This window comes from Rhizobium sp. PL01, from assembly GCF_033447125.1.
Classification (GTDB): Bacteria; Pseudomonadota; Alphaproteobacteria; order Rhizobiales; family Rhizobiaceae; genus Pararhizobium.
Genome location: NZ_JAWQUM010000006.1, coordinates 144711 through 162888 on the forward strand (window position 1 = coordinate 144711; position 18178 = coordinate 162888).

Genomic DNA, 18178 nt, shown 5'->3' on the forward strand with positions numbered 1-18178 from the left:
CTCGATGGCGAAACCGACAAATGATGTAAAAAGCGGTCCTACGAAAAGAGCCGCCTGGGTCTACCGCGCTCCAGCGGCACCACCGCTGGCGGACCTGTTAAAGGATAGCGACCGGCGCAAGGCAGCCTTTCGCTACCACGTGACCGGCAATCTCAAGAACCTGCTCGACCTTGCCGTCCACTTCGGATTGAAAGCAGTCCCCGCCAGCATCTGCTCGGCGGCAGGCGCCAGGCTTGGAACGTTTGTCGTCCCGCGCTGGCACACATCATCCGTCAGGAAAACGCAGAACAACCTGAAGCGCCTTCTCCCGGGCGCGACCGAGGAAGAGCGCGATCAGGTTCTCAAGCGGAGTTGGCAAAACCAGGGCCGCATCATGACCGAGTTTTCGATCATCGGGCGCCTTATGCGCCGCGCGGTCTGGCACGATTTGCATCATTTTACAGACGCCTACGCGAAAGGCCCGGTGATCGTCGTCTGCATGCATCTCGGAAACTGGGAGATCTTTGCCCCCAAGCTGGTAGAACTGGGGCTGTCCCCGTCCGCGAACTACACGCCACCCGCCGGCCGGGCACGCGCATGGATCGCCAGACGCGTGCGGATGAAGATCGGATACGGATTACTGCCACCCGGCAAGGACGGCATACGCCCCGCGCTGAACATCCTGAAACAAGGAGGCGCGATCTCGGTTTTTTGCGACGAGGGCTTTGCCGGGAAAATTCGCGGCCCCTTCTTCGGCCGCCCACCGCATCTGGAAGGCAATCTGGCAGTCGTCGCCCGGCTCGCCCGTTTGACCGGGGCGACCATCTGCCCATGTTATGCAGTGCGGCGCGCTGGCACGTCATTTGAAGGTTTTGCGCTTGAGCCAATCATCCTGCCACCTGAACGCAAACCCGGCGAGCGCCTGATCGATGACGTTCTGTTGCTCAACTCGGTCATCGAGCCGATCATCCATGCCCATCTCGATCAATGGTATTTTCTCGACAACGCGCTCTGAGGTCAGCTCGTTGTTCTCTACAAATTCGCAACAAGCGCCGCAAATCGCGAGCCCGCGATCTCGAGCGGCCCGCTATTGTCTATCGTCGTCACATCGGGCTCGTCGAAAATATCCGGCACCTGACGCTTGAGCCGGTTGAGGATATCCTGCTCGCTTTCTCGGCCGCGTGCCACGAGACGGCTTGCCAGCACCTGCGGCGAGGCGGTGATATTGACGATCGCGACCCTTGGAAAGGTCTGCCGGAACTGACCGAGCACCGCCCGGCTGCCATTGGCGATCAGGATCCTGCCGGCCTGCACCTTCTCGAGCGCATCCTTGGGAATTCCGTATTTCAACCCATGCGCCTGCCAGGCAACGGCGAAATCGCCAGCCGACATGCGACTATCGAAGACCTCACCGGAGATGCTCTCGTGATCCTCGCCGCCAGCGTCGGACGGCCGGGTGATGACCCGGCGGACAAAGTCGATATCCGCGCGATCGGCAAAGTGCTGCGCCACGAAGCCGATGACGCTGTCCTTGCCGGCACCGCTGGGGCCGACCACGACGACGATCGCGCCCGTTTGGCCCTGTCCGCGCATCACGCGACCCGCCGGCCTTCGCGCCAGACCGAGCGCACGACCGGGATACCGTCGTTGCGCTGGACACGGACAATATCGGCGCGCAGACCGGTGGCGATCCGGCCTCGATCGTCAAGACCGACGGTCCTGGCGGGCGTCGCGGTGACCATGGCGAGCGCCTGCGGCAGGCTGATACTGTCCAGCTCATCCGCCAGAACGAATGGCGCATGAATCAGGCTGAACGGAACATAGTCCGACGACAACACGTCGAGGACGCCACGCTCGGCAAGGTCCTTGGCGGCGATATTGCCGGAATGCGACTTTCCACGAACGATGTTCGGCGCGCCCATCAGAACGCTGAGGCCAGCGGCATGCGAGGCTTCGGCCGCCTCGAAGCTGGTCGGGAATTCCGCAAGGCGAATACCGAAGCCAACTGATTCCTCGACATGGGCCAAGGTGGCGTCGTCATGGCTGGCAATGGCGATGCCGCGCTCGGCACATGCCTTGGCGATCTCGGTGCGATGTGGCCCGGCATACTTTGCCGACAACGCCTGTTGGCGGGCACAGAATGCCGCAAAAGCCTCGTCGGAAAGGCCACGCTTGTTCTTGTAGTACAGCGTGTACTGCTCCATCGTCTGGAACTGGCGCTGCCCAGGGGCATGGTCCATCAGCGAAACAAGGCCAACCTGCGGATCGTTTTCGAATTCCACGAAATGGGCGAGCACGTTGTCCGTTGAGACCTCGCAGCGCAGGTGGATGCGGTGGTCGGCGCGCAGACGATTTTCCTTTGCGGCCTGCGCCAGGGCGTTTGCCATGTCGCGCATCTCGCCTTGCTCGAAGCCGCCATCCTCGTCCGAGCCCATGCGCAGGCAGTCGAAGACGGTGGTGATGCCGGATGTGACGATTTGCGCATCATGCGCCTGGATCGCTGCCATCTTCAGCCAGCGAACGCCGGGACGTGGTGAATAGTGGGCTTCCAGATGGTCGGTGTGCAACTCGACCAGACCGGGGATCAGGTAGTCACCTTCGAAATCCTCGCCGGTGCGGCTGGCGCCTTCCGAAATATCGGCGATCTTGCCGTCACGGATCAGGACCGAACCGTTGAGAATCTGGTCCTCAAGGACAATGCGGGCGTTGGAGAGAACGGTTTCAACGGTCATATCATGCCATCTTTCGTTTGGACGTGCCGCCGAGCGGCAAAAGCGAGTGAACGGTAAAAGGCGCGCCGCGTTCAGGCTCGGTGAACAATGCAAGCGATGTCACCGGAAGCGGCTTGCCGATAAAGGATGCGAAGGCCTGCTCGAGCACGGCCCGCATCGCGGCCTGCCTCTCCACCGGCACGGCACCCGTCAGCGTCATGTGAAATCGGAAGCTCTCGAAGACGTAGGGATATCCCCATTCCAGAAGATTGCTTCGCATCACGGAGCCAAGCGTTTCGGGTTTGCGGCGGGCAATATCTGCGTCGGATAATGGCGCACGGAATGGCGAGAAGCGCCGCACCGTTTCATCGGCCAAGTCCTGCAATTCGGGACAATCGGCTGCCGGCACCAGTGCGAAGAACGGCCCCAGCTGCCCAAGGGTCATCTTCGGAATATCGAAGCAACTGCGCGTATCGGCAAAGTCATCGAACGCATCGAGAAGCTGCTGTTCGCCCACCCCGGGGGCAAGCGCGAACGGTGCCTTCAGCGTTCCGTGAAAGCCGTAGCGGCGCGGGTCCGCCGTCAGGGCGGTTAATTCCCCGACGCTGAAATCACCCGTGGGCTGAAGATCGCGGGTTTCACCGGTGAACGGGTTCGCTCCGAGCCACCGTTCCGCAGCCGCCGTCAGCGGATCGTTTTCATCGGGCGATATATAAAATGCGTAGCGCACTGGTCATTCCCTGCAGAGATGTCACAGGAGCGGTTGGGACAGCCGAACTGCCGCTGTCGCTACGCGCTCTTCGTGACATTATCGTGATCGCGACGGTGATCCGTCAGCATAGTTCAGTGTGTTTTCTGGCCCATCAGACGCGAGCGCAGAAAGTTGGAGACGCTGTCGAAAATGAAAACGACGATGAGGATCAGGATAACCATATAGCAGACGTTTTCCCAATCGGAATTCGTCCGCATTGCTTCCCAGAGTTTCAGACCGATACCGCCAGCGCCAACAGCGCCGATGATGGTGGCCGAACGCGTGTTGGATTCCCAGAAATACAGCGCCTGGCTGGCAAACACCGGCAGAACCTGCGGCAACACGCCAAAACGTTTCACGGCAAGCGGAGGGGCGCCGACCGATTTGACGCCTTCGCGCTGCTTGTCGTCGATGTTTTCCAGAGCTTCGGCATAGAGCTTTCCGAGCGTGCCGGTATCGGTGAAGAAGATCGCCGACATGCCGGCAAGCGGTCCGGGGCCAAAGGCGCGCGTGAAGAACAGTGCCCAGATCAACATATCGACGGATCGCAGGAAATCGAAGAACCGCTTGGTCACCTGATTGAGCACACCGTTGCGGGTGATGTTGCGCGCGGCAAGGAAGCACAGCGGGAAAGCAATGATCGAAGCAAACAGCGTACCGACGAAAGCCATGACAATGGTCTGCAACAGCTTGGTCCAGACATCGAGATGCTGCCATTCGGAATTGTAGAGGATGTTGTTCCAGGCGAGCGACAGGTTGGAGCGGCTCGGATCGAGCCGGTCACCGCTGACGATCAGGTTCGTGACCTCCCCGAACGACTTGTTGAAGAACGGCGAGTTGGTATCGAAGATGAAATTGGCCCAGCCGGGAAAGCGATTGTGGATGCTGATCTTTTCCTTGTCGACATCGGCCCAGCCGGTCATGCCGAAGGCAAGCGTGATCTTTTCGCCCGGGCGCTTCTGCGTTGCCCATTCCGGCAAGGTGCCTTCCGGCATAACGCCGTCGGAATTCTCAAGATCGATCAGCAGGGTTTCGCCGGCATGGGTGGCTGTGACCTTGCCGTCCGCCACGTCGATGCTGGTCGTGCTGTTGAAATTGACCGTGGCGCGACTGACGACTTCTTCGCTCCGGATTTCCGTGCGGGCGCCCGCTTCCGCACCGCTGTCACCAACGGCTGAATTGGGCGCCATGAAGCTGAAGCTCGAGCTCTTTTTCGGGGCGGCCTGCTGCGTCACGGCCGGAACCTCAATGGTGCGGTCAACCATCTTGGTCTCGATCGTGACCCATTCCGGCTTTGCATCGGGGCCGAGCGGCGAGTAACGCGGATAGACGACCTGCATCGTGCCGTCGTTGGCGATCTTGATATCGGGGCGCACTTCATAGGAAACCCAGTCGGCCAGATAGGTGCCGGCAATGCCCCAATTGGCGTTGACCAGAACTTGGCCGATCGAGAAGAACCACCAGCTATAGATCATGTAGAGCGCAATGCCGGCAAAGATCAGGGCAGAGCGGATACGCTTGCGCGAGGAGCCTTGGACCAGGTGCGGATACCGGGCGGCAATCGCGTCCATCTGGGCCGTATTCATCATCGTGTTGACGGTCATGATCCGCTCCTATTGTGCCAGCTGGAAGGCCTGGTCGCCGACAAGACGGCGGCGCAGCCATGCGGAAAACTGATCGACAGCAATGATCGTCGAGAACAACAGGAGGATGATCGCCAAAGTCTTGGCCTCATGGCCCTGGCTGATCGAAAGCCGCAACGGCTCGCCGATACCACCGCCACCGACTGCGCCGATGATGGTCGAGGCGCGCACATTGATTTCGAGGCGCAGCAGGAAATAGCTCATGAAGTTCGGCAGGACCTGCGGCACGATGCCGAACCAGACCCGCTCGAACCAGTTGCCACCGGCAGCCCGCAGGCCTTCATCCGGCTTCATGTCGGCATTTTCGACCACCTCGAAGAACAGCTTGCCAAGGGCGCCGACCGTATGGATCGAAACGGCGATCATCGCCGGGATCGGGCCTAGGGACAGGATCGCGAGGAAAAAGCCGGCGATCACCACTTCCGGAAAGGCCCTGAGGATTTCCATGACGCGCCGCGCCAATCCACGCACCCAGGGGTTCGGCATCAGGTTGCGGGCGGCGAAGAAGCAGAGAATGAAGCCGAAGAACATGCCGAAGATGGTGGAGAAAATGGCGATATTCAGCGTTTCCAGCATCTTGTAGAAATATTCGGGCACATAGATGCTGTCGGTCAGATACATCCGGCCTTCGGGATAATTGTATTTCAGGCTGCCATCGTCATAGGGCGAGGGCAGATCGAACAGCGCGCGGCCGATTTCGGCGCCGTCGCGCGGCACGAGATCGCCGACGAAATCGAAGAAATAGGGCAGCCGGTCGAAGAACTTGCCGGCATTGGTGGCATTGGCAAACCAGAGCGATCCGGACAAAGCCACGGCCAGCAGCGCGAGACCAAGGAAGGTGTAGGTGCGGCGGCGGAGATTAAGCTCCTGCCAGTGGCGTTCGACCACGGCGCCATTGTCGCTCAGGGTCGTGGGAAGCGCTGACGTGGCCATGAAGTCTCCGGCAAACACGAGGCCTCGACAGGCATCATGCCCCGAGACTGCTTAAACAAGGAAACGCTGGCCGGATGGCCGGCCAGCGCTTTGAATGTGGACGATATCAGCCGCCGATGGTCGATTTGCGAGCGTCGATGATCGGCTTGTAGAAATCGGAATTGACTTCGACGAAGCCCTTGAAGTCGCCGCCCATGACGCCGGCAAAGCAGGCTGCATCGGTCTTCGGCAGATCGAGCATGAACTGCTTGAATTTCGCCTTCATGTCATCGTTCATCGAGGTGCGAACGACGATCGGGCCGTTCGGGATCAGCGGCGAGCGCCACAGTTCGACCAGGTCGTTCATATCCAGAACGCCCTTTTCGACCATCTTGTGCAGGTTGCCGGACGTGTAGCCGTCCTTGAACTCGCCGATACCGGAACCGAAGGTCGTGCCGGCATCGAAGGTGCCCTTGAGCACTTCGAGAACGAGGTTTTCATGGCCGCCGCCGAAACCGGTTTCAGCGAAGAATTCCTTGACCGGCATGCCAATCGTTTCCGGCAGGGTAACGCTCGGGATCAGGTAGCCCGATGTCGAGTCCGGATCGGCAAAGCCGAGCTTCTTGCCCTTGAGGTCGGCAACGCTGGTGTAGCCCTTGTCCTTGCGGGCAACCATGATCGAATAGTAGCCGGTCGAACCGTCAGACTGCTCGGTCGTCAGGATCGGCTCGACAGCATCAGCCTTGGCGAGAAAGATCTTGGCATAACCGGACGCGCCAAGCTCGGCGTAATCGAGCGTGCCGCCAAGCAGGCCCTGGATAACGCCGTCATAGTCGGCAGCCGGGAAGAAGGAAACCTTCTCGACATTCAGCGCCGTCTTCAGATGATCGCCGAGGCACTGGTAGTTGCGCAGACGGTCGGCTTCGTTTTCGCCGCCGATGATGCCGACGCGGAATTCCTTGAGCTCTTCAGCCTGAACGTGGCCGACGAGAGCAAAGAGCGCAACGGCGCTCAGAAGTGCATTCTTCAACATAAGGGTCTTCTCCTGTTATCCCGGCGGCGCCGGTTCACATTCGGTTGCAAAGCTTCTGCCCTTGACGCGGGCCGTCGATCCCGAAGGCCGGTTTAAAGCCCGGCCAGTGCCAGCGGCTTGACGCCGGCGGATTTCGTATTGTCCTGCGCGGCAGGAATATTGATGCTTGTGGACGTCATCGATTCGTCGAGTTCGGCGCCAGAACCGTAGATCTCAGCGACGGCTGCGGCGGTCAGGTCCTGTGGCTGACCATCGAAGACGACCCGTCCATGTGCCATGCCGATGATCCGCTCGCAGTAATTGCGCGCCGTATCCAGCGTGTGCAGATTGGTGACGACCGTGATGCCGTCGCGCTCGTTGATATCGCGTAGTGCGTCCATGACGATTTTCGCGTTCAACGGATCAAGCGACGCGATCGGCTCGTCGGCAAGCAGCATTTTCGGCTGCTGCATCAGCGCGCGGGCAATGGCGACACGCTGCTGCTGGCCGCCCGAGAGTGTACCTGCCGGCTGCAGCGCCGTCTGCTCGATGCCCAGCCGTTCCAGCGCGCCGATCGCCATGATGCGCTCTTCGCGGGTGAACATATTGAGGATGCTCAGAACCGTGGAGCGGTGATTGAGGCGACCGAGCAGAACATTGGTAAGCACGTCGAGACGCGGCACCAGATTGAACTGCTGGAAGATCATCGCGCAATCGCGCTGCCAGTTGCGCAAGGCAGCACCGCGCAGCGACGATACTTCGAGATCGCCGAAATGGATGGAGCCGGACGACACGTCATTCAGGCGGTTGATCATCCGCAGAAGGGTCGACTTTCCCGCGCCTGACCGGCCGATAATGCCGACCATCTGGCCCTGCGGGATGTCGAAGGTAACCGAATCAACGGCAATCTTTTTGCCAAATTGACGTGTTACATTCTTCAGCTGAAACATAGGCATTCGTCCTTTTTGGGCGGCACCGGTCATTGGTACGCCCCTTGCCATAACGGCGCTTGATGAAGGGGCAATGTCAGTTTGATGTTGTTTTTGTTACAACCGCCAATCCCGTCAAAGGCAGGGATTGAAGTGCAAAAAGTCACACATTGTGACGGGCAAGGAATGCGTCGGCATCGAGCATTCTGAAGTCGTTCAGGGCATCGCGCAGCTTGCCATGATCCCAATCCCACCAGGCCAGTTTTTCGAAGCGGGCGGCAATCTCCTTGCCGAAACGCTCACGGATCAGCTTGGCCGGAACGCCACCAACAATCGTGTAAGGAGCAACATCCTTTGAGACGACCGCGCCCGAACCGACGACTGCGCCGTTTCCGATCGTGACGCCGGGAAGCACGGTCGCCCCGTGGCCGATCCAGACATCGTGACCGATGACGACGCGGTTTTCACGCCGCCAGGCAAAGAAGTCCTGTTCCATGTCAGCATCCGGCCAGTAATTCGAGGCGCGGTACGTGAAATGATGCAGGGTTGCCCGCCAGGTCGGATGGTTGGTGGCGTTGATGCGAACGGATGCCGCCAGATTGGCGAATTTTCCGATTGTCGCGCACCAGATCATTCCGTCGCGTTCGATATAGGAGTAGTCCCCGAATTCCACCTCGTCGAGGCGGCACCGATCGCCCACTTCCGTGTACCGCCCAAGGGTGGATTGATTGACAGTTGCGCTTGGATGAATTGTCGGCTCTTCGCTCAATTTCTGGCTCATGCGGCGGCCTTTCGCGGCGAAAATGAAGACACGTCGAGGATGCGGTCCGCGACGGCATCGCGGACTTCCTCGTCGTGGAAAATACCGAGCAAAGCCACGCCTTCAGCCTTCTTCGCTGCAATCATCTCGACCACCACGCGGCGGTTGGTAGCGTCCAGCGAAGCCGTCGGCTCGTCGAGCAGAAGGATCGTGTGATCGGTGATGAAGCCGCGGGCGATGTTGACGCGCTGCTGCTCGCCACCGGAAAAAGTCGCGGGCGGCAATTGCCAGAGTTCGCGGGGCAGGTTGAGCTTTGCCAGCAGCTCGGATGCTCTTTCACGCGCGGCGGCCTGATCGGCTCCACGAGCGAGTAGCGGCTCGGCAACGACATCGAGTGCCGACACGCGTGGAACAACACGCAGGAACTGGCTGACATAACCCAGCGTATCGCGCCGGACTTCTAGCACCGCGCGGGGTGCCGCCTGTGCGAGATCGACCATATGGCCCTGATGTTCGATCAGGATCTGGCCGGCATCGACGGCATAATTTCCGTAGAGCATCTTCAGGATTGAGCTTTTGCCGACACCGGACGGGCCGCCAAGCACGACGCATTCACCCTTCTTGACGGAAAAAGACACGCCGTTGACGACTGGCAACCGGATACCGTCACGCAGATGCATAGTGAAGCTTTTGGCGACTTCGGAAACAACAAGGGGAGTGGCCATGACTATTTGTCCTTTTGGATCATGGTTTTGTCCGAAAACCGGTTCCCACTTTTCGGAACCATGCTCAGACCTGCAGGATGGAGGAAACGAGAAGCTGGGTGTAGGGCTCGCGCGGATCGTCGAGCACCCGATCGGTCAGCCCCTGCTCGATCACCAGACCGTCCTTCATCACCATCATCCGGTGCGAGAGAAGCCGGGCGACGGCGAGATCGTGGGTGACGATGATGGCCGAGAGGCCAAGGTCATGGACAAGGCCACGCACCAGATCGAGCAGACGCGCCTGAACCGAAACATCGAGACCACCGGTCGGTTCGTCCATGAAAACAAGACGTGGGGAGGTCACCAGATTTCGGGCGATCTGCAGGCGCTGGCGCATGCCGCCGGAAAAGGCGCGTGGCTGGTCGTCAATGCGGTCTTCCTCGATCTCAACGCGGCGCAGCCAGTCGGCCGCTGTCGCACGGATATTGCCATAGTGCCGGTCGCCAACCGCCATCAGACGCTCGCCGACATTGGCACCGGCCGATACCGTCATGCGCAGGCCATCGGCCGGATTCTGGTGCACGAAGCCCCAATCGGTGCGCATCAGGAAGCGGCGCTCCGCCTCGCCCATCCGGGCAAGATCGCGGTACTGACCGTCACGCATATGGTACTCGACAATGCCGGAGCTCGGCATCAGCCGCGTGGAAAGACAGGACAACAACGTGGTCTTGCCGGAACCGGATTCACCAACGATGGCAAGCACTTCGCCAGGCCATAGCTCGAAGGAAACGTTGCGGCACCCGATGCGGCTGCCGTAGAATTTCGACACGTCGTTGACTTTGAGAAGCGGGACGGCGCTCATTCTGCGGCCTCCTGTTGGGCGAGAAGATGGCCGGCATGACCATGCTCGCGGCGATCCTCGCAATGGTCGGTATCCGAGCAGACGAACATCCGCCCACCCTTGTCGTCGAGAACGACTTCATCGAGATAGACATTCTCGGCTCCGCACAGCGCGCAGGGCTTGTCGAAATGCTGGATCTCGAACGGATGATCCTCGAAATCGAGGCTGACGACATCGGTATGGGGCGGAACGGCGTAGATGCGCTTTTCGCGGCCAGCACCGAACAGTTGCAAAGCTTCCGACATGTGCATTTTTGGATTGTCGAACTTCGGCGTCGGCGACGGGTCCATGACGTAGCGGCCTTCGACCTTGACCGGGTAGGCATAGGTCGTGGCAATATGGCCATTGCGGGCGATATCCTCGTAGAGCTTCACATGCATCAGGCCGTATTCTTCCAGCGCATGCATCTTGCGGGTCTCGGTCTCGCGCGGCTCGAGGAAGCGCAGAGGCTCGGGAATCGGCACCTGATAGACCAGCGTCTGCCCGGCCGTCAGCGCTTCCTCCGGAATGCGGTGGCGCGTCTGGATGATCGTCGCATCGCGGGTTTTCGTCGTTACCGCGACATTGGCGACCTTCTGGAAGAAGGCGCGGATGGAAACCGCATTGGTCGTATCATCGGCGCCCTGGTCGATGACCTTCAGCACATCCTTGGGTCCGAGAATGGCCGCCGTCACCTGAACGCCGCCGGTGCCCCAGCCATACGGCATCGGCATTTCGCGCGATGCGAACGGAACCTGATAGCCGGGTATCGAAATCGCCTTGAGGATCGCGCGGCGGATCATCCGCTTGGTCTGCTCGTCGAGATAAGCGAAGTTGTATGTGGCAAGGTCAGTCATTCGGCTGCCTCCTTCAAACGGGAATAGGTGTCCAGCCGCTCGGCCAGTGTGCCGGCGTGAAGCTCGAACAGGTGGTTGTCGGCATCGTGGAAATAGATCGACCGCCCCTCGCCTTCGACGCGCGGACGCGGCGGCATAAGATCAAGACCGAGCGAGCGAATGCGTTCAAGGTAAAGATCGACATCCTCATCGCGGATCTTGAAGGCGACGTGATTGTAAGTGCGTTCACTCAGGCTCTTGCCCTGCATGATCGCGATCCAGAGATCGCCGATCGTGAAGAACTTTTCCGGCGAATGGGAGAACGGCTTTTCGCCGCTGGCATAGACTTCCTTGGCATCGAAGACCGTTTCCAAGATGTCCGTCATCCGGTCGAGATCACTGACGGTGAAGGTGATGTGGGAGATGTCCTCGATCATTCGGCCGCGTCCCGAATGGGGTCGTTTTTCTCCACCCCGTTGCGTGCGTCGTATTCGGCGCGCATCCGGCGGACGAGATCAAGCTCAGCCTGGAAGTCGACATAATGCGGCAACTTCAGGTGTTCGACGAAGCCAGTCGCCTGGACGTTGTCGGAATGCGAGATGACGAACTCCTCGTCCTGCGCCGGGGCAACGATATCTTCGCCGAACTCCTCGGCACGAAGCGCCCGGTCGACCAGCGACATCGCCATCGCCTTGCGCTCGCTCTGGCCGAACACAAGACCGTAGCCGCGTGTGAACTGCGGTGGGTTCTTGGCCGATCCCTGGAACTGATTGACCATCTGGCATTCGGTCACCTGGACCGGGCCGAGCGACACGGCAAAACCAAGCTCGGGAATATCGAGTTCAACCTCGACTTCGCCGATGCGAACCTCGCCGACGAAAGGATGGGTTCGAGCGTAGCCGCGCTGGGTGGAATAGGCGAGCGCCAGCAAGAAGCCTTCGTCGCCGCGCGCCAATGCCTGCAGGCGCAGGTCGCGGTTCAGCGGAAACTCCAGCGGCTCGCGGGTCAGGTCGCCCGGCACATGATCTTCGGGCATCTGGCCGTCACCCTCGATCAGGCCTTCGCCTGCAAGGATGTCCGAAACCCGCATCATCGAGCTTTCATCCGCCGTCCGGCGCAGAGGCTCGGCAACCGGTTGATCGGTCAGCAGCGACGGGTCAAGCAGGCGGTGGGTATAGTCGAATGTCGGGCCGAGCAGCTGGCCGCCCGGCAGATCCTTATAGGTCGCCGAGATGCGGCGCTCGATCTTCATCTTCACGGTATCGACCGGAACCGACATGCCGAAACGCGGCAGGGTGGTGCGGTAGGCACGCAGGATGAAGATCGCCTCGATCATGTCGCCACGCGCCTGACGCACGGCAAGGGCTGCGAGTTCCCGGTCGTAGAGCGAGGCTTCCGCCATCACACGATCGACCGCGAGACCGAGCTGGGCAACGATCTGGTCGATCGAGATGGCCGGCAACGCCCGGTCACCACGGCGGCGGTCGGCGAGAAGCTGGTGTGCATTGGCGATAGCGGCTTCGCCACCTTTGACAGCAACATACATGGATCAGATCTCCCGGCGGCGAAGCTTGGTGGTGCGCGGCAGGCACAGGACATCCGTGCCGGCTACGAGGATCAGGTCGACGCCACGCGGAAACAGCCCCCGGTTTTCGCTCCAGAGCGTCAGAAAGATCTCCGGCAGGCCTTTCGGCGCGATGATGGCTTCACCCTTGATGCCCGGCCCCGCGGCAACAAATTCGGGTCCGCCGGTCAGCGAGGCGATCTCGATAACCAATGTGGACGAACGGTCAGGGTATTCCTGAGTACCGAGTGCGAACTGATCGAACCCCGGAACGATGCCGCCGACCTCGATGAAAACAAAACGGGCCTCCGGCTTGACGTTCGTGACCGGTGCACTGGTGTGGAAGGACAGCCAGGCAGGAACGGAAGACTGAACGAGGGCATTCGTCAGCCAGACCGGCGTGCCATCATCGCACAGCGTCAGCGCAATCGCCCCGGCCCCAGCACCAAGCGGTGCAGGCGGCGTCGCGGTAGCGCCGAGCGGCATGATGGTGCTGGGCCGGGCCATGGCATCCATCAGCGCCCGGAAGACGGACTGCGACTGGAAGACTGGATCAGTGAAGGCACCGGCATAGGCACTGGCGTGGATTTCGGTGTGAGCGCCCATCAGTTGTCTCCCCGGACCATGGTGAAGAAGTCGACCCGCGTCGCCGCTGTCTGCTCGGCATGTTTGCGGTCTTCGGCCTGGATGCGGCTTTCGACCGCGTCGATCAGCTGATCGACCAGCTGGCGATGCTCCGGCCGCTGATACAGCGCGTCGAAGATCGCAGCGAGGCGCGCCTTCTCCCGATCATTGCCGAGCAACTGCCCATGGCCGATTTCGCCGGAGGCGAGGCGGACTGTTGCGCGGCTTACCGTCGCCTCTCCAAGATTGAACGGATCGCCGCCGCCACCAATGCGGCCGCGCACCATCACCAGGCCGGTTTCCGGACCGCGCACAGGATGCACCTCCGGCTTAGGCTCGATTGCCTGCCAACCTGCTTGCAGCTCAGCCGTCGAAGCGCGTGCGAGCAGGCCCATTGCCCGCTTGCGCCCACTCGCCGCCGTGCCGGTATTTTGTTTGATCGTATCCATTGCTTCCGTCCGAAATGTCTATTAATATAGACAACCATACATCTGATGTTTTGCTTTTAGAACTTCCACATGACGGGCTTGTGACATGAATGCTAAAAAAGCGGTTGAGCGCCAAACCGGCGTCGCACTCTGGCGTCAGATCGCCGATCTTATCCGGCTCTCGATCAGCAATGGCGACTATGATCAAATGGGCATGGTGCCGCCGGAAACCGTACTGGCCGGACAATTCGGCGTCAACCGTCACACCGTGCGCAGCGCACTCGCGGCGCTGGCGGACGAAGGCCTGGTTCAGGCAATCCAGGGCCGGGGCACAATGATTCAGCGCAAGGAACGGCTGAGCTTCCCGATCTCACGGCGTACCCGCTTTTCACAAGGACTTGGCGATCAAGCCCGCGAAACCGAGGCGAAACTGCTGGCCAAGGCGATATTGCCGGCCGCAGGCGAGGTCGCAAAGGGATTGAAAATCGATCCGGGCGCGCCATGCATCCAGCTTGATCTGGTGAGCAGTGCCGATGGACGGCCTGTATCCTGTTCAACCAGCTTTTTCCCGGAAAGCCGTTTCCCGGCCATGGCCGAACAGTTCGAACAATTGCACTCGATCACCAAGGCTTTTGCCGCACAGGGCCTGGCGGATTACGTGCGAGCCTCGACGGAGCTCGTCGCGCGGCATGCTGATGCCTCAGAGCTGGCGCTGCTTCGCCTTTCTCCCGGCGCCATCGTCATCGAGGCAACCGCCATCAATGCCGATCCGGAGGGAGTGCCGGTACAGTTTTCCCGAACCCGCTTTGCCGCCGATCGCGTCAAGCTGAAGATCGAAACCTGAGCGCATGAAAAAGAGCGCGGTGTAAGGCCCCGCACCTCAGACCGCCGACAAGCGGTGAAAATGATCATCTGGCAAGAGCGGTACCAAACTCCCCGTCATCCTCGCCCTCGTGGCGGGGATCCAGCGACCCGACGTCTGTCGGGTCAAAGGTCTCTTTCAGCCCAAGGACTTGGGCTCGCTGGATTCCTGTGACAGGCACAGGAATGACGGAGGATTTGGCGGTCACATAATTTTCCCATGACCACAAGAACCCGTGTTCTCTACAGCAGCAATCAGACGTCGGCGACGAAAGTCTGCTTCTGCGTGCCAAGGCCTTCTATGCCGAGTTCGACGATGTCACCGGCCTTCAAATATTGCGGCGGCTTGAAGCCCATGCCGACGCCGGGCGGCGTGCCGGTCGAGATGATGTCGCCAGGATGCAGCGTCATGAACTGGCTGAGATAGCTGACCACATGCGCGACACCATAAACCATGGTCTTCGACGAGCCGTCCTGCTTGCTGACGCCATTGACCGTCAGCCACATCTTGAGGTTCTGCGGATCGGCAACCTCGTCCTTCGTTACCAGCCACGGGCCTGTCGGGCCAAACGTGTCGCAGGATTTCCCCTTGGTCCACTGTCCCGCACGCTTGGTCTGAAAATCGCGCTCCGAGACATCGTTGATGACGCAATAGCCAGCGACATGCGCGAGCGCATCCCCTTCTGAAACATATTTGGCTTTTTTGCCGATGATCACACCGAGCTCAACCTCCCAGTCGGTCGCCTCCGAACCGCGTGGAATGAGGACGTCATCGTTCGGGCCGACGATGGCCGAGGTCGCCTTCATGAAGATGACCGGTTCCGGCGGCACGGCAGCGCCGGTTTCGGCCGCGTGGTCGGCATAGTTCAGGCCGATGCAGATGAACTTGCCGGTCCCGGCAACGCAGGCGCCCAGACGCGGGCTACCGCCGACCACCGGCAGGCTGTCGATATCGAGGCCCTTTGCCCAGCTCATGTCGCTGATCGCCTCGCCGCCGATGTCGGCGATGATACCGCTGAGGTCACGAATCTGGCCGTCTCTATCGAGAACACCCGGCTTTTCAGAGCCGACCGGTCCATAGCGCAAAAGTTTCATGTTTTCTCTTCCCTGAATTTCAGACTGTCCTGCTGAGACAAACCAAAGGCAGCGGGGCTTGTAAAGCGCTTTCGGCCGGATAGCCGCTTCAGCGTACCGGCAAATCTTGCAGTCCGGCCAAAGCCTTATCAATGATCTCCGCCAGCGATTGATCGACATCAACGGTGATAACGCACGGCTCGCCTATCGGCGGCTCCAGTGTTGCAAACTGACTGTCGAGCAGGGACGGCGGCATGAAATGCCCGGCCCGGGCTTTCATCCGCCCCTCCAGAACTTCCCGCGAGCCGTCGAGAAAGACGAAGGCAAGCCGGCCGCCAGCCTCAGCCCGCAGCCGGTCGCGGTAGGCTTTCTTCAGCGCAGAACAGGAAACGACGATCATCTCGTTACGCTCGACGCTCTCACCGATCAGCTGACCGATGATATCCAGCCAGGGCCATCGATCTTCGTCCGTCAGGGGAATACCGGCCGACATCTTTTCGATATTGGCTGGCGGATGCAGGCTGTCGCCTTCGACGAACCGGCAGTTCAGTGCTGCCGCCAGCCCCTCGCCAACGGAGGTCTTGCCGCAGCCGCTGACGCCCATGACGATCACCGGCAAGACGGCGTTTTCAGAGAGAGGTGGTGATGCCGCCGTCGACATAGAGCGTGTGTCCATTCACGAATGAGGATGCATTGCTCGCCAGGAACACGGCCGAGCCGACCAGCTCGTCGACATTGCCCCAGCGCGCCGCGGGTGTACGCTTTTCCAGCCAGTCTGAAAACTCCGGACTGTCGACCAGCGCCTGATTAAGTGGTGTCCTGAAATAGCCGGGCGCGATCGCGTTGATCTGCAAACCATGTTTAGCCCAGTCGGCACACATGCCGCGCGTCAGGTTGCGCACGGCGCCCTTGGTCGCCGTGTAGGGCGCAATTCCCGGGCGGGCGAGTTCGCTCTGGACGGAGGCGATATTGACGATCTTGCCTCGGCCGCGGCCGATCATGAAGCGGGCAACGGCCTGACTGACATAAAACACGCTGGAAATGTTGGTGGCCAGCAATTGCTCCCATTTGTCGGCTGGAAACTCTTCCAGCGGCGAACGGAACTGCATTCCAGCATTGTTGATCAGGATGTCGATCGCGCCGATTTCGCTTTCAATGATGGCGACGGCTTCAGCAGCAGCATCCCTGCTGGTCACATCGAAAGCGGCTGCGTTGGCAACATGGCCACTGTCCCGGAGAGCAGAGACGGCTGCCTCGACCTTTTCAACGTCGCGGCCATTGACGACGATCTCGGCGCCATGGGCTGCGAGGCCTTCAGCCAAGGCAAAACCGATACCCTGGCTGGAGCCGGTGATCAGTGCGCGCCGGCCGGCCAGATCAAATAGCGGAAAGCTCATGCGATTGCCCTCGAAGCGGGGTGTGGCGGAAGAAACTCCCGCCACAATGCGTCCTCAGGCGACCTTTGAATAGGCCTTTGCCATGTCGGGCAGACGCTTGACGCGGATTTTCGACGCCTGGCCTGCTGTGTTGAACGCAATGAAGCGCTCCTTGCAGACTTCGACCATACGTGCCGTCGCTGGCTTCAGGTAATTGCGCGGGTCAAAATTGTCGGGGTTCTGCAGGTGATGCTTGCGGATTTCGCCGGTAAAGGCGAGACGCAGGTCGGTGTCGATATTGACCTTGCGGACACCGAGCGGAATGGCCTTCTGGATTTCGGCGAGCGGAACACCCCAGGTCTGCTTCATCTTTCCGCCGAATTCGTTGAACAGATCCTGCAGGTCCTGTGGAACTGTGGACGAACCGTGCATGACCATATGCGTGTTTGGCAGGCGCTTGTGAATCCTGGCGATGGTCTCGATCGACAGGATTTCGCCATCCGGCGCACGGGTGAACTTGTAGGCACCGTGGCTGGTGCCGATGGCAACCGCGAGCGCATCGACACCGGTCTTTTCTACGAAATCGAAAGCCTGTTCCGGGTCGGTCAGCAGCTCTTCGCGCGACAGCTTACCTTCAAAGCCGTGGCCGTCTTCCTTTTCACCGGCACCGGTTTCCAGGTTGCCGAGACAGCCAAGTTCACCTTCAACCGACACGCCGGCCGCATGGGCAATTTTCACCACTTCGGCAGTGACGCCGACATTGTATTCATAGCTGGCGATCGACTTGCCATCGGCCAGAAGCGATCCGTCCATCATCACCGAAGTGAAGCCGTTGGTGATCGCCGAGATGCAGGTCGATGGCTGGTCGCCGTGGTCGAGATGCAGGCAGACCGGAATGTGGGGATATTCTTCCGTGGCACCGAGGATCAAATGACGCAGGAACGCGTCGCCAGCATAGGAGCGTGCGCCACGGCTTGCCTGCAGGATGACCGGAGAATCCGTGGCATCGGCAGCGCGCATCACAGCCTGGATGTATTCCAGATTGTTCACATTGAAGGCGGGCAGCGCGTAATTGTTTTCAGCGGCGTGGTCCAAAAGCTGCCGCAAGGTGATCAATGCCATATTCAGAAGTCT

The 18178-nt window shown here is 60.3% G+C and carries 22 protein-coding genes; 2 read left to right on the plus strand and 20 right to left on the minus strand.

The features are described from left to right. The first annotated feature begins 4 nt into the window (after positions 1-4). A complete protein-coding gene (locus R6X40_RS16010) occupies positions 5-994 on the plus strand; it encodes a lipid A biosynthesis lauroyl acyltransferase (RefSeq protein WP_318414785.1) in 990 nt (329 codons plus the stop codon). A 17-nt stretch (positions 995-1011) separates the two neighbouring features. On the opposite strand, the gene phnN is transcribed toward R6X40_RS16010, so the two are convergent. From phnN to phnG, 15 genes are all read right to left on the minus strand, one after another. Continuing rightward, entirely contained in the window at positions 1012-1572 is a 561-nt protein-coding gene (phnN, locus tag R6X40_RS16015; protein WP_318414981.1) for a phosphonate metabolism protein/1,5-bisphosphokinase (PRPP-forming) PhnN, read from the minus strand. After that, entirely contained in the window at positions 1572-2711 is a 1140-nt protein-coding gene (locus tag R6X40_RS16020; protein WP_318414786.1) for an alpha-D-ribose 1-methylphosphonate 5-triphosphate diphosphatase, read from the minus strand. Before R6X40_RS16020 ends, phnN begins: the two co-directional genes overlap by 1 nt. A 1-nt stretch (position 2712) precedes the next feature. Next, entirely contained in the window at positions 2713-3420 is a 708-nt protein-coding gene (locus R6X40_RS16025; protein WP_318414787.1) for a DUF1045 domain-containing protein, read from the minus strand. Between the two features lie 113 nt (positions 3421-3533). Next, on the minus strand, positions 3534-5045 hold the full coding sequence (gene phnE, locus R6X40_RS16030) for a phosphonate ABC transporter, permease protein PhnE (protein WP_318414788.1): 1512 nt from the start codon (positions 5043-5045) through the stop codon (positions 3534-3536). 9 nt (positions 5046-5054) lie between these two features. Beyond that, positions 5055-6017 carry a phosphonate ABC transporter, permease protein PhnE gene (gene phnE, locus R6X40_RS16035; protein WP_318414789.1) on the minus strand — a complete coding sequence of 321 codons (963 nt, stop codon included), beginning with the start codon at positions 6015-6017 and terminating at the stop codon, positions 5055-5057. A gap of 106 nt (positions 6018-6123) precedes the next feature. After that, positions 6124-7029, minus strand: coding sequence for a phosphonate ABC transporter substrate-binding protein (gene phnD, locus R6X40_RS16040; RefSeq protein ID WP_318414790.1), 906 nt, complete (start codon positions 7027-7029; stop codon positions 6124-6126). Between the two features lie 92 nt (positions 7030-7121). Beyond that, a complete protein-coding gene (gene phnC, locus R6X40_RS16045; protein ID WP_318414791.1) occupies positions 7122-7958 on the minus strand; it encodes a phosphonate ABC transporter ATP-binding protein in 837 nt (278 codons plus the stop codon). A 142-nt stretch (positions 7959-8100) separates the two neighbouring features. After that, positions 8101-8718 carry a DapH/DapD/GlmU-related protein gene (locus R6X40_RS16050; RefSeq protein ID WP_318414792.1) on the minus strand — a complete coding sequence of 206 codons (618 nt, stop codon included), beginning with the start codon at positions 8716-8718 and terminating at the stop codon, positions 8101-8103. After that, positions 8715-9422 (minus strand): phosphonate C-P lyase system protein PhnL, encoded by a 708-nt coding sequence (gene phnL / locus R6X40_RS16055; protein WP_318414793.1) that lies wholly within the window; start codon positions 9420-9422, stop codon positions 8715-8717. Before phnL ends, R6X40_RS16050 begins: the two co-directional genes overlap by 4 nt. Before the next feature lie 64 nt (positions 9423-9486). Then, the gene (gene phnK / locus R6X40_RS16060; protein WP_113247060.1) at positions 9487-10263 is read right to left on the minus strand and encodes a phosphonate C-P lyase system protein PhnK; all 777 of its coding nucleotides are present in this window, start codon (positions 10261-10263) and stop codon (positions 9487-9489) included. Further along, positions 10260-11138, minus strand: a complete 879-nt coding sequence (locus R6X40_RS16065; protein WP_318414794.1) for an alpha-D-ribose 1-methylphosphonate 5-phosphate C-P-lyase PhnJ — start codon at positions 11136-11138, stop codon at positions 10260-10262. The genes phnK and R6X40_RS16065 overlap by 4 nt, the downstream gene beginning before the upstream one ends. Further along, on the minus strand, positions 11135-11554 hold the full coding sequence (fosX, locus tag R6X40_RS16070; RefSeq protein WP_318414795.1) for a FosX/FosE/FosI family fosfomycin resistance hydrolase: 420 nt from the start codon (positions 11552-11554) through the stop codon (positions 11135-11137). The genes R6X40_RS16065 and fosX overlap by 4 nt, the downstream gene beginning before the upstream one ends. Then, positions 11551-12663: a carbon-phosphorus lyase complex subunit PhnI gene (locus R6X40_RS16075; RefSeq protein ID WP_318414796.1), complete on the minus strand. Its 1113-nt coding sequence runs from the start codon at positions 12661-12663 to the stop codon at positions 11551-11553. Before R6X40_RS16075 ends, fosX begins: the two co-directional genes overlap by 4 nt. Before the next feature lie 3 nt (positions 12664-12666). Then, a complete protein-coding gene (gene phnH / locus R6X40_RS16080) occupies positions 12667-13287 on the minus strand; it encodes a phosphonate C-P lyase system protein PhnH (RefSeq protein ID WP_318414797.1) in 621 nt (206 codons plus the stop codon). Beyond that, positions 13287-13754: a phosphonate C-P lyase system protein PhnG gene (phnG, locus tag R6X40_RS16085; RefSeq protein ID WP_318414798.1), complete on the minus strand. Its 468-nt coding sequence runs from the start codon at positions 13752-13754 to the stop codon at positions 13287-13289. The genes phnH and phnG overlap by 1 nt, the downstream gene beginning before the upstream one ends. Before the next feature lie 85 nt (positions 13755-13839). On the opposite strand from phnG, the gene phnF reads away from it, so the two are divergent. After that, positions 13840-14577 carry a phosphonate metabolism transcriptional regulator PhnF gene (gene phnF / locus R6X40_RS16090; RefSeq protein WP_318414799.1) on the plus strand — a complete coding sequence of 246 codons (738 nt, stop codon included), beginning with the start codon at positions 13840-13842 and terminating at the stop codon, positions 14575-14577. Positions 14578-14641: 64 nt separating this feature from the next. On the opposite strand, the gene R6X40_RS16095 is transcribed toward phnF, so the two are convergent. The 5 genes from R6X40_RS16095 to fba all read right to left on the minus strand — a co-directional run bounded on the left by R6X40_RS16095 (position 14642) and on the right by fba (position 18166). Further along, on the minus strand, positions 14642-14803 hold the full coding sequence (locus R6X40_RS16095; RefSeq protein WP_318414800.1) for a hypothetical protein: 162 nt from the start codon (positions 14801-14803) through the stop codon (positions 14642-14644). Positions 14804-14849: 46 nt separating this feature from the next. Then, on the minus strand, positions 14850-15689 hold the full coding sequence (locus R6X40_RS16100) for a fumarylacetoacetate hydrolase family protein (RefSeq protein WP_318414801.1): 840 nt from the start codon (positions 15687-15689) through the stop codon (positions 14850-14852). Positions 15690-15777: 88 nt separating this feature from the next. Beyond that, on the minus strand, positions 15778-16329 hold the full coding sequence (locus tag R6X40_RS16105) for a gluconokinase (protein ID WP_318414802.1): 552 nt from the start codon (positions 16327-16329) through the stop codon (positions 15778-15780). Beyond that, positions 16298-17065: an SDR family oxidoreductase gene (locus R6X40_RS16110; RefSeq protein WP_318414803.1), complete on the minus strand. Its 768-nt coding sequence runs from the start codon at positions 17063-17065 to the stop codon at positions 16298-16300. Before R6X40_RS16110 ends, R6X40_RS16105 begins: the two co-directional genes overlap by 32 nt. Positions 17066-17119: 54 nt before the next feature. Next, positions 17120-18166: a class II fructose-bisphosphate aldolase gene (gene fba / locus R6X40_RS16115; protein WP_318414804.1), complete on the minus strand. Its 1047-nt coding sequence runs from the start codon at positions 18164-18166 to the stop codon at positions 17120-17122. Between the last annotated feature and the right edge of the window lie 12 nt (positions 18167-18178).

Bases quoted from the DNA above. Each gene is read 5' to 3' on its own strand.
- phnL (WP_318414793.1), bottom strand. From the start codon at position 9,422: ATGGCCACTCCCCTTGTTGTTTCCGAAGTCGCCAAAAGCTTCACTATG.
- fba (WP_318414804.1), bottom strand. From the start codon at position 18,166: ATGGCATTGATCACCTTGCGGCAGCTTTTGGACCACGCCGCTGAAAAC.
- phnD (WP_318414790.1), bottom strand. From the start codon at position 7,029: ATGTTGAAGAATGCACTTCTGAGCGCCGTTGCGCTCTTTGCTCTCGTC.
- phnE (WP_318414789.1), bottom strand. From the start codon at position 6,017: ATGGCCACGTCAGCGCTTCCCACGACCCTGAGCGACAATGGCGCCGTG.
- R6X40_RS16100 (WP_318414801.1), bottom strand. From the start codon at position 15,689: ATGAAACTTTTGCGCTATGGACCGGTCGGCTCTGAAAAGCCGGGTGTT.
- R6X40_RS16105 (WP_318414802.1), bottom strand. From the start codon at position 16,329: ATGTCGACGGCGGCATCACCACCTCTCTCTGAAAACGCCGTCTTGCCG.
- phnH (WP_318414797.1), bottom strand. From the start codon at position 13,287: ATGGGCGCTCACACCGAAATCCACGCCAGTGCCTATGCCGGTGCCTTC.
- phnN (WP_318414981.1), bottom strand. From the start codon at position 1,572: ATGCGCGGACAGGGCCAAACGGGCGCGATCGTCGTCGTGGTCGGCCCC.
- R6X40_RS16110 (WP_318414803.1), bottom strand. From the start codon at position 17,065: ATGAGCTTTCCGCTATTTGATCTGGCCGGCCGGCGCGCACTGATCACC.
- phnF (WP_318414799.1), top strand. From the start codon at position 13,840: ATGAATGCTAAAAAAGCGGTTGAGCGCCAAACCGGCGTCGCACTCTGG.
- phnG (WP_318414798.1), bottom strand. From the start codon at position 13,754: ATGGATACGATCAAACAAAATACCGGCACGGCGGCGAGTGGGCGCAAG.
- R6X40_RS16075 (WP_318414796.1), bottom strand. From the start codon at position 12,663: ATGTATGTTGCTGTCAAAGGTGGCGAAGCCGCTATCGCCAATGCACAC.
- fosX (WP_318414795.1), bottom strand. From the start codon at position 11,554: ATGATCGAGGACATCTCCCACATCACCTTCACCGTCAGTGATCTCGAC.
- R6X40_RS16020 (WP_318414786.1), bottom strand. From the start codon at position 2,711: ATGACCGTTGAAACCGTTCTCTCCAACGCCCGCATTGTCCTTGAGGAC.
- R6X40_RS16010 (WP_318414785.1), top strand. From the start codon at position 5: ATGGCGAAACCGACAAATGATGTAAAAAGCGGTCCTACGAAAAGAGCC.
- R6X40_RS16050 (WP_318414792.1), bottom strand. From the start codon at position 8,718: ATGAGCCAGAAATTGAGCGAAGAGCCGACAATTCATCCAAGCGCAACT.
- phnC (WP_318414791.1), bottom strand. From the start codon at position 7,958: ATGTTTCAGCTGAAGAATGTAACACGTCAATTTGGCAAAAAGATTGCC.
- phnE (WP_318414788.1), bottom strand. From the start codon at position 5,045: ATGACCGTCAACACGATGATGAATACGGCCCAGATGGACGCGATTGCC.
- phnK (WP_113247060.1), bottom strand. From the start codon at position 10,263: ATGAGCGCCGTCCCGCTTCTCAAAGTCAACGACGTGTCGAAATTCTAC.
- R6X40_RS16065 (WP_318414794.1), bottom strand. From the start codon at position 11,138: ATGACTGACCTTGCCACATACAACTTCGCTTATCTCGACGAGCAGACC.